The sequence below is a fragment of the Pseudomonas sp. GW823-FHT02C02 genome, assembly GCF_058797635.1.
On the sequence record NZ_JBXAJV010000003.1, the window covers coordinates 168,218 to 180,042 of the forward strand.

12 protein-coding genes are annotated in these 11,825 nt (G+C 60.9%); 8 read left to right on the forward strand and 4 right to left on the reverse strand.

Annotated elements, in window-relative coordinates; translation table 11 throughout:
• The first annotated feature begins 155 nt into the window (after positions 1-155).
• Positions 156-1,301 carry an MFS transporter gene (locus AC1ROI_RS06180; RefSeq protein WP_010465183.1) on the forward strand — a complete coding sequence of 382 codons (1,146 nt, stop codon included), beginning with the start codon at positions 156-158 and terminating at the stop codon, positions 1,299-1,301.
• 167 nt (positions 1,302-1,468) lie between these two features.
• Here the strand turns inward: AC1ROI_RS06180 and AC1ROI_RS06185 are convergent, their stop codons facing one another.
• Entirely contained in the window at positions 1,469-3,037 is a 1,569-nt protein-coding gene (locus tag AC1ROI_RS06185; protein ID WP_042932478.1) for a phospholipase D family protein, read from the reverse strand.
• 60 nt (positions 3,038-3,097) lie between these two features.
• The gene (locus AC1ROI_RS06190; RefSeq protein ID WP_010465180.1) at positions 3,098-4,531 is read right to left on the reverse strand and encodes an aminotransferase-like domain-containing protein; all 1,434 of its coding nucleotides are present in this window, start codon (positions 4,529-4,531) and stop codon (positions 3,098-3,100) included.
• A 179-nt stretch (positions 4,532-4,710) separates the two neighbouring features.
• Between AC1ROI_RS06190 and AC1ROI_RS06195 the strand changes: the two genes are divergently transcribed.
• The gene (locus AC1ROI_RS06195; protein WP_010465178.1) at positions 4,711-4,956 is read left to right on the forward strand and encodes a DUF1127 domain-containing protein; all 246 of its coding nucleotides are present in this window, start codon (positions 4,711-4,713) and stop codon (positions 4,954-4,956) included.
• A gap of 136 nt (positions 4,957-5,092) precedes the next feature.
• On the opposite strand, the gene AC1ROI_RS06200 is transcribed toward AC1ROI_RS06195, so the two are convergent.
• Positions 5,093-6,385, reverse strand: coding sequence for an NAD(P)/FAD-dependent oxidoreductase (locus AC1ROI_RS06200; protein ID WP_102594924.1), 1,293 nt, complete (start codon positions 6,383-6,385; stop codon positions 5,093-5,095).
• A 147-nt stretch (positions 6,386-6,532) separates the two neighbouring features.
• On the opposite strand from AC1ROI_RS06200, the gene AC1ROI_RS06205 reads away from it, so the two are divergent.
• Positions 6,533-6,886: a YkgJ family cysteine cluster protein gene (locus AC1ROI_RS06205; protein WP_007947437.1), complete on the forward strand. Its 354-nt coding sequence runs from the start codon at positions 6,533-6,535 to the stop codon at positions 6,884-6,886.
• Between the two features lie 139 nt (positions 6,887-7,025).
• Here the strand turns inward: AC1ROI_RS06205 and AC1ROI_RS06210 are convergent, their stop codons facing one another.
• Positions 7,026-7,514 (reverse strand): Lrp/AsnC ligand binding domain-containing protein, encoded by a 489-nt coding sequence (locus AC1ROI_RS06210; RefSeq protein ID WP_010465173.1) that lies wholly within the window; start codon positions 7,512-7,514, stop codon positions 7,026-7,028.
• Positions 7,515-7,671: 157 nt separating this feature from the next.
• Between AC1ROI_RS06210 and dadA the strand changes: the two genes are divergently transcribed.
• From dadA to AC1ROI_RS06235, 5 genes are all read left to right on the forward strand, one after another.
• The gene (dadA, locus tag AC1ROI_RS06215; protein WP_010465171.1) at positions 7,672-8,976 is read left to right on the forward strand and encodes a D-amino acid dehydrogenase; all 1,305 of its coding nucleotides are present in this window, start codon (positions 7,672-7,674) and stop codon (positions 8,974-8,976) included.
• On the forward strand, positions 8,948-9,301 hold the full coding sequence (locus AC1ROI_RS06220) for a RidA family protein (RefSeq protein WP_102594923.1): 354 nt from the start codon (positions 8,948-8,950) through the stop codon (positions 9,299-9,301). Before dadA ends, AC1ROI_RS06220 begins: the two co-directional genes overlap by 29 nt.
• 104 nt (positions 9,302-9,405) lie before the next feature.
• Positions 9,406-10,479 carry an alanine racemase gene (gene alr, locus AC1ROI_RS06225; RefSeq protein WP_102594922.1) on the forward strand — a complete coding sequence of 358 codons (1,074 nt, stop codon included), beginning with the start codon at positions 9,406-9,408 and terminating at the stop codon, positions 10,477-10,479.
• Positions 10,480-10,605: 126 nt separating this feature from the next.
• Positions 10,606-11,154, forward strand: a complete 549-nt coding sequence (locus tag AC1ROI_RS06230; protein WP_007947433.1) for a cupin domain-containing protein — start codon at positions 10,606-10,608, stop codon at positions 11,152-11,154.
• Between the two features lie 182 nt (positions 11,155-11,336).
• The gene (locus AC1ROI_RS06235) at positions 11,337-11,747 is read left to right on the forward strand and encodes a c-type cytochrome (protein ID WP_077748586.1); all 411 of its coding nucleotides are present in this window, start codon (positions 11,337-11,339) and stop codon (positions 11,745-11,747) included.
• Positions 11,748-11,825: the final 78 nt, after the last annotated feature.

The following is an 11,825-nucleotide window of genomic DNA, read 5'->3' on the forward strand; positions in this document are numbered from 1 at the left end:
GCACCACGCAACGAAGATCCCCTGTGGGGGCGAGCCTGCTCGCGATGGCGGTGTGACAGTCAACATCCAGTGTTGAATGTTGTTCCGTTATCGCGAGCAGGCTCGCTCCCACATTGTTTTGTGCGGTGCCAAAAATATCCACAGGAGCGTGGAACATGCGTTGGGCGACTTATTTCGCCGTGTTGGCGTCTGTCTTGAGTGTTGGCCTGGCCCTGGGGGTCAGCATGCCGCTGGTGTCGTTTCGCCTGGAAAGCTGGGGCTACGGCTCGTTCGCCATCGGTGTGATGGCGGCGATGCCGGCCATTGGCGTGCTGCTGGGGGCGAAGATTTCCAGCCATCTGGCCTCGCGTCTGGGCACGGCCAATCTGATGCGTCTGTGCCTGTGGGCCGGGGCGGTGTCCATCGGCTTGCTGGCGCTGTTGCCGAGCTATCCGGTCTGGCTGGTGATGCGCCTGATGATCGGGGTGATCCTGACCCTGGTCTTCATCCTCGGCGAAAGCTGGATCAACCAACTGGTGATCGAACAATGGCGCGGACGATTGGTGGCGCTGTACGGCAGCAGCTACGCGCTGAGTCAGCTGGCCGGGCCGTTGCTGCTGGGCGTTCTGGGCACCGAACACGATTACGGCTTCTGGGTCGGCGTCGGCTTGCTCATAGCGGCGCCGCTCCTGTTGCTGGGCCGCAGCGGCGCACCGTCCAGTGAGGCTGCCAGCGTGACGTTTGGCGACTTGTGGGGCTTCTGCCGTGGCTTGCCGGCGATTGCCTGGGCGGTGTCGCTGTTCGCGGCGTTTGAAGCGATGATCCTGACCTTGTTGCCGGTGTATTGCCTGCGTCAGGGTTTCACCACGGAAATCGCCTTGGCGATGGTCAGCACCGTGGTGGTGGGTGATGCCCTGCTGCAACTGCCGATCGGCGCGCTGGCGGATCGCTTGTCACGCCGCACTTTGTTCACCGGTTGCGCGGTGGTGTTGCTGCTTTCGAGTCTGGCGATCCCGTTGCTCATCGACACCTTGCTGATCTGGCCGTTGTGGGTGCTGTTTGGCGCCAGCGCCGGAGGATTGTTCACCTTGTCGCTGATCCTGATCGGCGAACGCTATCGCGACGATGCACTGGTGCGAGCCAACGCGCACATTGCGCAGCTGTGGGGCATCGGTTGCCTGATCGGGCCTTTGGCGGCCGGTGCCGGCAGCCAGTGGATCAGCGGGCATGCGTTGCCGCTGTTCATGGCCGCGGGGGCGTTCGGGTTGGTGATCTTACTGTCACGCCAAGGCGCGTTCGGTGGAGTTGCCGAACCGGCCTGAAACCCTGCACAAGCGTGTGGCGAGGGAGCTTGCTCCCGCTCGACTGCGCAGCAGTCGCCTATCGGAGCCCTCGTTCAGTCTGAATGAACGGGGGCTTCTGGTTTAGGGCCGCTTCGCGACCCAGCGGGAGCAAGCTCCCTCGCCACATTTGATTGATGGAAGCAACGCTACAACATCCGCTCAAGGCCGACCGCCGTGCTGAACCAGGAATTGAAGCGGCGCCATAGACTCCCTGGCTCCTTGGTCAGCGTGTGCATTTTGCCGTCATCCTCCGTCACCCAGACGATCCGGTCATTCTCCAGTTTCACCTGATAGCTCAAGGGCGGCGCCATACCCTCCATGGCCGCTCTACGCACATGCGCGGCGAGTTCGGGGCTGTCCACCAGCACGCCGACTTCGGTGTTCCACAGCACCGAGCGTGGATCGAAGTTGAATGAGCCGATGAAGGATTTCTGCTGGTCGAAGATCATCGCCTTGCTGTGCAGGCTGGAATCGGAACCCCGGAAGGACTTGCTGTAGAAAATATGCGGCCCGCTGCCGCCGCCTTCGCCGGGCTGGCGGCGCAGTTCGTACAGCTTCACGCCATGTTCCAGCAGCGCCCGGCGATAAGGCGCGTAACCGCCGTGCACGGCCGGCACGTCCGTGGCTTCAAGCGAGTTGGTCAACAAACTCACCGACACGCCGGCGTCGGCCCGGCCGGTGAGGTAGACCAACCCCGGCTGCCCCGGTACGAAGTAAGCCGAGATCATGATCAGTTCTTTGCTGACGCCCGTAAGCTCCGGCGCCAGTTGCGTGGTCAGCAACAAATGGGGGTCAGGCTCGCCGTCCGACAAGACCTTGCTCGGTGCATCCCACAGCGCCTGGTTCCAGGCCCAGATCAGCTCCCGGCGCCAGATGTCCATGCGTGGCTTTGTGGTGTAAGTCATCAACTGCTGATACAGCGCATGATTCTGCTTGCGGGTCTCTTCCAGGGATTCTTCCAGGCGCGTGCGGGTATTTTGCAGGTCCTTTTGCGTCGGTCTGCTCGACAGGAACTCGTCGATCGGCTTGCTCAGCGCGCTGTTCCAGTACTGGTCGAAGCTGTGGCCAAGCTGTTCCGCCACCGGTCCGACGCCGAGCATGTCGATGTCGGTGAAATTCAGGTTGGGCTCGGCATCGAAGTATTCGTCTCCCAGGTTACGGCCGCCGACGATGGCCGCACTGTTGTCCGCCAGCCACAACTTGTTGTGCATGCGCCGATGTTGCAGCGACAGGTTGAACAAGCGGCCCATGGTGCGCGTCACGCCCGTGGCGCGGCCCAGGTGCAGCGGGTTGAACAGGCGGATCTGGATCTGCGGGTGCGCAGCGAGGGTCGCGATGATCCAGTCCAGGCCGTCGCTGGTGGTGTCATCAAGCAGGATTCTCACCCGCACGCCGCGATCCGCAGCCTTGAGTAATTCGTCCGCCAGCATCCGCGTGCTGATGCCGTCATGCACGATGTAGTACTGCAAGTCGAGGCTGCTTTGGGCATTGCGGATCAGCTCGGCACGGGCCATGAAGGCTTCGCTGCTGTTGGACAGCAAGCGAAAGCCGGACCTGCCCTCGTGGGGCGCGGCCTGGGCCTGGATCGAGCGACCGAACGCCGAATCGCTGGCGGGTAAAGCCTGGCTCGGTTCGCGTTGAACGTCGAAGCTGGCGCAACCGCCCAGAAACGAGGCGAGTAGCAGAAGAGCAAGTAGGGGCTGTCTGACTCTCACGTAGGAACGTTCCGATTGGCGGCAAAGGTCGGTATATGGACGCTGGATTCCTGAGAAAGGTCAGTCGGTGATGTGGTCCGTTTCTGCCAGCAGTTTGATCGCTGCGGCGCCGACCTTGCGCACGGCTTCTTCGATCAGCGGTGTTGGCTTGGCAGCGTAGTTCATCCGCAGGCAGTTGCGGTACTTGCCCGAGGCGGAAAAGATGCTGCCGACGGCAATCTGTACGCCTTGATCATGCAGGGCGCGATTCAGTTTCAGGGTGTCAAAGCCGTCCGGCAGCTCCACCCACAACATGAAGCTGCCTTGCGGGCGACTGGCGCGGGTGCCGGCGGGGAAATAGCGCGTGACCCAGTCGATCATCAGGTCGCGACTGCGTTGGTATTGCGTGCGCATCCGCCGCAAATGCGGTTCGAAATGCCCGGCCTTGAGAAATTCGGCAATCGCAATCTGCGGTTGTGGCGCGGTAGAGCCGGTGCTGATGTATTTCATGTGCAGCACCCGTTCCAGATAGCGTCCGGGCGCGACCCAGCCAATGCGCAGCCCGGGTGCCAGGGTTTTGGAAAAGGAACTGCACAGCAACACGCGGCCGTCTTCGTCGAAGGATTTGATCGTGCGTGGACGCGGGTAGCTGTAGGAAAGTTCGCCATACACATCGTCTTCGATAATCGCTACGTCGAAACGCTGTGCGAGCGTCAACAAGGCGCGTTTGCGCGATTCCGGCATGATGTAGCCCAGCGGGTTGTTGCAGTTGGGCGTCAACTGTATGGCCTTGATCGGCCATTGCTCCAACGCCAGTTCGAGCGCATCGAGGCTGATCCCGGTGATCGGGTCGGTGGGGATTTCCAGGGCTTTCATGCCCAGGCCCTTGAGGGTCTGCATGGCGCCGTGAAAGCTGGGCGAGTCCACCGCCACAATGTCCCCCGGCTCGCAAATCGCACGAATGCTGGTGGACAGCGCTTCATGGCAGCCGGTGGTCACCACCAGGTCGTGGGCGGTCAATTGGCACCCGGAATCGAGCATCAGGCGAGCAATCTGTTCGCGCAGTTCGAGGGTGCCGTAGATGTTGTCGTAATACAGACCGGGCATGTCCTGGCGACGGCTGATGCGCGCCAGGTTGCGCAGCAACGGTTTCATGGTCGGCGTGGTGATGTCCGGCATGCCGCGGCCCAGTTGCACGACGTCCTTGCGCGGGACGGCGCGGATCAATTCCAGCACCTGATCCCACTGCGAAATATCCACCGGACGCTGGGCCGGACGGCCGATGGCCGGCAGCTCCGGCAATTCGCGGCCCACCGGTACGAAATAGCCGGACTTGGGTTTGGGTGTCGCCAGCCCGCTGTCTTCCAGCACGCGATAGGCCTGCTGCACCGTGCTCAGGCTGACCCCGTGCTCGACACTCAACGCCCGCACCGACGGCAGCCGGTCACCGGGGCGATAGAAGCCCTGTTCGATACGGGTGCCGAGCAATTCGGCGAGGTTGACGTAAAGGGTCATGGCGCAGTCTCGATGCGGGTGATTCGGTTAACCAGTACAGATGGGGCTAAATTATCGGATTCAGACGCTGAATCGAAGAATCTGTATGGGGTTAATACAGTCTCGTTGAATCTGTAATGCTTTTTGCCGTCCGCGCATCATGAAAGCTCTGGCTACCCAAGTAAACAGGAGCAATCAAAATGAACGGCTTGAGCGATGTGCGGCTGACGTTACACAGTCAGGAACTGGCGGCAGGGCAGAAAAACGGTGCGCGCGAGGCAGTCATGCGCAATGCGCCGTCCGGCCTGAGTCGCTGGGGACTGTTCTGGCATCGTCTGCACACGCGCAAGGCGTTGCTGACGCTCACGCCCGAGCAACTCAGGGATGTCGGGTTGAGTCGGGAGCAGGCGCGGGAGGAGGGGCTTAAGCCTTTCTGGCGGATCTGAGTTTTGCGGTGTTCTGGCGGGCCTCTTCGCGGGCAAGCCTCGCTCCTACAGGGTTAGTGTCGATCTTCCGACCGACGCATAACCTGTAGGAGCGAGGCTTGCCCGCGAAGGCGTCCGCAAAAACGCTACAACTTCCTCAGACCAACTCTTTAAGCCGATGCCACAACATCCCCAGCGCCAACAGCGGCGAGCGTAAATGCTTCCCGCCGGGGAAGGTGATATGCGGGACGCGAGCGAACAGATCAAACCCGCCCCCTTGCTGCCCGCTGATCGCCTCGGCCAACAACTTGCCCGCCAGGTGCGTGGCATTCACCCCATGTCCGGAATACGCCTGGGCGTAATACACATTCGGCTGATCCTTGAGCTGGCCAATCTGCGGCAGTCGGTTGGCGCCGATGCCGATCATCCCGCCCCATTGATAGTCGATCTTCACCCCGCCCAGTTGCGGGAAGACTTCCAGCATCTTCGGCCGCATGTACGCGCCAATGTCCTTCGGGTCGCGGCCCGAATAATGGCAGGCACCGCCAAACAGCAGGCGTCGATCCGCCGAAAGCCGGTAGTAATCCAGCGCCACCCGTTGATCGCAGACCGCCATGTTCTGCGGCAGGAGCGAGTGCGCCAGCTCTTCACTCAACGGCTCGGTGGCAATGATGTAGCTGCCCGCGGGCAGCACCTTACCGCTGAGCTGCGGGTTGAGTTGGTTGAGGTAGGCGTTGCAGCCCAGCACCAGCGTCTTGGCGCGAACCGAGCCTTGGGCGGTATGGACCTTTACTTCGGGGCCGTAATCGATGCGGGTCGCCGCCGAGTGTTCGAACAGCTTTGCGCCCAGCTGCTGTGCGGCGGCCGCTTCGCCCAGTGCCAGGTTAAGCGGGTGAAGATGGCCCGAACCCATGTCGATCAAGCCGCCGACGTAGCGGTCCGAACCCACCACCGAGTGCATTTCATTGGCTTGCAGCAGCCGGGTTTCATAGCGGTAGCCGAGGCTGCGCAGCTCCTCGGCATCTTCGGCGAAACCCTCGAGGTCGCGGGGTTTGTTCGCCAGGTCGCAGTAACCCCAGGTCAGGTCGCACGGAATCTGGAAACGCTCGACACGCTGGCGGACGATTTCCACCGCTTCCAGGCCCATGAGTTTCATCTGGCGCACGCCTTGCGCACCGATCACGTCGGTGAACTGATCGAGGCCATGACCGACGCCGCGAATCAATTGCCCGCCATTGCGTCCGCTGGCACCCCAGCCGATCTTGTGCGCTTCCAGCAAGATCACGCTGAGGCCGCGTTCGGCCAGCTCAAGCGCCGTGTTCAGCCCGGAAAACCCGCCGCCAACCACGCACACGTCCGCCACCAGATCGCCTTGCAGCACCGGATGATCGGGCTGCGGCAGGCTGCTGGCGGCGTAGTAAGAGGCAGTGTGCTGGGCACGGGCATTCATGTGAGCGTCCCTGATTCGTGTGTCTATAAAATTTGACGGAGCATAAGCCGGACGTTCCGGCGCGGGCAACATTGGTCGGTTCGTGCTGTCTGGATCGCGGCTTTTGCGTCAGAATCCCGGTCTATTCCGCTTTGGGTCACCGCTTCGATGAGCTGCAACAGCCAGAAAATCCGCACGCTTCGCCAGCAGATCCCCTCGTTCGAGTGCGTGCCCGGCTGCCATGACTGCTGTGGACCGGTGACCACCTCGCCGGAAGAAATGTCCCGCCTGCCGCGCAAGACCCGGGCCGAGCAGGATGCGGCGATGGATGAGCTCAACTGCGTGCACCTGGGCCCCAATGGCTGCACGGTGTATGACGAGCGGCCGCTGATCTGCCGGTTGTTTGGGACCACCAAGACCTTGCCGTGCCCGAATGGGCGGGGGCCGGTGGAGCTGATTCATCCGCGGGTGGAGAAGCAGATTCATGAGTACATGGCGTCGACCCGGCAGGTCCTCGTCTGAGGGAAGACCGAGTCGCCTGTATCGCTAGCAGGCTAGCTCCCACACTGGATCTGCGTCATGCACAGACTGTGTGCCCGCTGAAGATCAGCGGTGGGAGCGAGCCTGCGAGCGATGGGGTCTGAACAGACACCACAAAGTCTCAATCCGGAATCGGCAGGCACAAACTCTCTTTCACCTCTTCCATCACGATATAGCTCTTGGATTCGCGCACATGCGGCAGCTTGAGCAGGATGTCGCCCAGCAGCTTGCGGTAGGAAGCCATCTCGGAAATCCGCGCCTTCACCAGGTAGTCGAAATCCCCCGACACCAAATGGCATTCCAGCACATGGGGCAGTTTCAGCACCGCACGTCGGAACTCTTCGAAAGTGTCGCCGGATTTGTAGTCGAGGCTGATCTCGACGAACACCAGAAGACTACCCTTGAGGTGCTGCGGATTGAGCCGGGCGTTGTAGCCCATGATGATCCCTTCGCGCTCCAGGCGCCGGACCCGCTCGGTACACGGTGTGGTCGAGAGCCCGACCTTTTCCCCAAGCTCGGTGAAGGAGATGCGTCCGTCCGCTTGCAGGATCCGCAGGATGTTGCGGTCGATCTTGTCCAGCTCACGTTTGGTCTGAGTGTTGGTACGCATAGGGGATGCGCCTCCGTGAAAAGGGTTTTTGCCGAGAATTCTCGCCAAATATAGGCAGTTATATAGTGAAAAGCACTGCCTAATCTTTTTTACACTGCGCACATCAATGCTCTACAACTACGAACGTCAGCGGCAAGCCGCGATGAGGGATATGAAAATGCGCGTTATGGTCTTGGGTAGCGGCGTCATCGGTACCACCAGTGCTTATTATCTGGCGCGTGCCGGGTTCGAAGTGGTGGTGGTGGACCGTCAGCCGGCCGCTGCCATGGAGACCAGTTTCGCCAACGCCGGGCAGGTATCGCCGGGTTATGCCTCGCCGTGGGCCGCGCCGGGCGTGCCGCTCAAGGCCATCAAGTGGCTGTTGCAGCGCCACGCACCGCTGGCGATCAAGGCCACCGCCGACATCGACCAATACCTGTGGATGGCGCAGATGCTGCGCAACTGCACCGCCAGCCGTTATGCGGTGAACAAGGAACGCATGGTGCGTCTGTCCGAGTACAGCCGTGACTGCCTCGACGAACTGCGCGCTGAAACCGGCATTGCCTACGAAGGCCGCAGCCTCGGGACGACCCAACTGTTCCGCACCCAGGCTCAACTGGACGGCGCGGCGAAAGACATCGCTGTTCTGAAAGAGTCCGGCGTGCCGTTCGAACTGCTCGACCGCGCTGGCATTGCCCGCGTTGAGCCGGCCTTGGCCAGCGTCACTGATATCCTCGCCGGTGCCTTGCGCCTGCCGAACGACCAGACTGGCGACTGCCAGATGTTCACCACCCGTCTGGCCGAAATGGCCGTCAAATTGGGCGTGGAATTCCGTTTCGGCCAGGACATTCAGAAGCTCGACTTCGCCGGTGATCGCATCAACGGCGTATGGATCGACGGCAAGCTGGAAACCGCGGATCGCTACGTGCTGGCACTCGGTAGCTACTCGCCGCAACTGCTCAAGCCACTGGGCATCAAGGCCCCGGTGTATCCGCTCAAGGGTTACTCCCTGACCGTGCCGATCACCAACCCGGCGATGGCTCCGACCTCGACCATTCTCGACGAGACCTACAAGGTCGCGATCACCCGTTTCGACAACCGCATCCGCGTCGGCGGCATGGCTGAAATAGCCGGTTTTGATCTGTCGCTGAACCCGCGTCGGCGCGAAACCCTGGAGATGATCGTCAACGACCTTTATCCTCAGGGCGGCGATCTGGCCCAGGCGAGTTTCTGGACCGGTCTGCGTCCGACCACTCCGGACGGCACGCCCATCGTTGGTGCCACCCCGTTCAGCAACCTGTTCCTGAACACCGGTCACGGCACGCTCGGCTGGACCATGGCGTGCGGCTCCGGCCGTTTGCTGGCTGACCTGATGGCGAAGAAAACGCCGCAGATCAGCGCCGAAGGCCTCGATATTTCCCGTTACGGCACAAAACTTCAGGAGTCCGCAAAACATGTCAATCCAGCGCCAGCTCACCAATGAGCGCATGAGCCAGATCGTTGTCCACAGCGGCACCGTCTATCTGGCAGGGCAGGTCGGCGACGACATGAGTGCCGGGATTGAACAGCAGACCCGTGAAACCCTCGCCAATATCGAGCGTTTGCTCGATCTGGCAGGCACCGACAAGAGCCGTTTGCTCTCGGTCACGATTTACCTGAAAGATATCGACGCGCATTTCGAAGGCATGAACGCGGTGTGGGACAAGTGGCTGCCAAAAGGCGTCGCCCCGGCCCGTGCGACCGTTGAGTCGAAGCTGTGTGAACCGCAAATCCTGATCGAGCTGTCGGTCGTCGCCGCTCTGCCGTAAGCCTGTCAGGACGTTAGAAAGATCCCTCTTCCGGTGCTGTTGGCGGTTCACGCCGTCAGCCAGCGCCGGTTTTTATTCCCATGACCGCCTAGAAGTCTGCCGCCATGCGTCCAGCCCGTGCCCTGATCGACCTTCAAGCCCTGCGTCACAACTACCGGATCGCCCGTGAAACCACGGGGGCCAAGGCCCTCGCCGTGATCAAGGCGGATGCCTACGGCCATGGCGCGGTGCGTTGCGCCCAGGCGCTGGAAGCCGAGGCGGACGGATTTGCCGTGGCTTGTATCGAAGAAGCGTTGGAGCTGCGCGCGGCTGGCATTCGGGCGCCGGTGTTGTTGCTGGAAGGTTTTTTCGAAGCCGATGAGCTGTCGCTGATCGTCGAGCATGATTTCTGGTGCGTGGTGCATTCGTTGTGGCAGCTCGAAGCCATCGAGAATGCCGTGTTGAGCAAACCCATCACGGTCTGGCTCAAGCTCGATTCGGGTATGCACCGGGTTGGCTTGCATCCAAAGGATTATCACGCGGCGTATCAACGGCTGCTGGCCAGCGGCAAGGTGGCGAAGATTGTCTTGATGAGCCACTTCGCCCGCGCCGATGAGCTGCACGAGCAGGCCAGCGCCGAGCAGGTCGCTGTGTTTGAAGCGGCACGTAAAGGTTTGTCGGCCGAGATCAGCTTGCGCAACTCGCCGGCGGTACTCGGTTGGCCGCAGATTCCGAGCGATTGGGTTCGCCCGGGCATCATGCTCTACGGCGCCACGCCGTTTGAAGAAGCCAACGCCGTGGCCTCCCGTTTGCAGCCGGTGATGACCCTGGAATCGAAAGTGATCTGCGTGCGTGAACTGCCGGCCGGCGAGCCGATCGGTTATGGCGCCAAATTCATCACCCCCAAGCCCATGCGCGTCGGGGTGGTGGCCATGGGTTATGCCGATGGTTACCCGCGTCAGGCACCGACCGGCACGCCAGTATTGGTCGCCGGGCAGCGCAGCCAGTTGATTGGCCGGGTGTCGATGGACATGCTCTGCATCGATCTGACCGATGTACCGCAGGCCGGCCTGGGTTCGACCGTTGAGTTGTGGGGTAAAAACATCCTCGCCAGCGACGTGGCCGCCGCCGCTGACACGATTCCCTATCAGATCTTCTGCAACCTGCGCCGGGTGCCAAAGCTCTATTCCGAGGGTTAGCGGTCAGCAGTCCGTACCGGAAGTCGCTTCGCTGAACAGGATTCAGGCCAAAGTGTTGTAAATACTGAACGCTGTCGCCATGATAACGCTCAATATTTCTACAACCTGAATCTTGGAGGCGCAAGCTTGGACGTCGGTGAACGACTGCAATCCATCCGTAAGCTCAAAGGTCTTTCCCAGCGTGAGCTCGCCAAGCGCGCGGGCGTCACCAACAGCACGATTTCCATGATCGAGAAGAACAGCGTCAGCCCCTCGATCAGTTCGCTGAGGAAGGTACTGGGCGGGATTCCCATGTCCATGGTCGAGTTCTTTTCCGAAGAAATCCTGCAGGAAAAACCGACGCAGATCGTCTACAAGGCCAACGAGCTGATCGATATTTCCGATGGTGCAGTGACCATGAAACTGGTCGGTCGGGCGCATCCGAGCCGGGCTATCGCCTTCCTCAATGAAATCTACCCGCCTGGCGCCGACACCGGTGACGAGATGCTCACCCATGAGGGCGAGGAAACCGGCATTTTGGTGGAAGGCCGACTGGAACTGGTGGTAGGCCTCGAAACTTTTGTGCTCGAAGCGGGGGATAGCTACTACTTTGAAAGTACCAAGCCACACCGTTTCCGTAATCCGTTCGATGCGCCGGCGCGACTAATCAGCGCAGCCACGCCCGCGAATTTCTAAGAGAAGAGGCGTCCTGCCAGCATGGCGGAGGCACCCAAACCGTTTTTCCATTGCGCAACAAGACCCCTTCGACTTTGGGGTTGTTTCAGTGTGACGGGGTTACCGTTATACTTGCGCCCGCCTGCGAACCGTGGCCGTAGGCGTGACTAGCCACCATTGAGGGTGAACGCGTGAATCTAATTATGAAAATGCTGGCCGTACCAGCAACCGTATTGGCCCTATGGGCAGTCAGCGCACAAGCAGCGACCAACGACGATATTGCTAAACGCCTTGAGCCAGTCGGCCAGGTTTGCGTCCAGGGTCAAGAGTGCAAGGGGATGGAAGTTGCTGCTGCTACTGGCGGTGGCGGTGCCAAGACGCCTAAAGATGTGATTGCAAAACATTGCAATGCTTGCCACGGAACCGGCCTGCTGGGTGCGCCGAAAATCGGCGACAAGGCTGCCTGGAAAGAACGCGCCGATCACCAGGGCGGCCTAGACGGCATCCTGGCCAAAGCCATTACCGGTATCAATGCGATGCCGCCTAAAGGCACCTGCGCCGACTGCTCCGACGACGAGCTGAAGGGCGCCATCAAAGAAATGTCCGGCCTGTAACACGCCAGCATCTTCAGCGAAAAAGCCGCTTACGAGCGGCTTTTTTGTGCCTGCGATTTTCCTTGGGGACTATTCTTT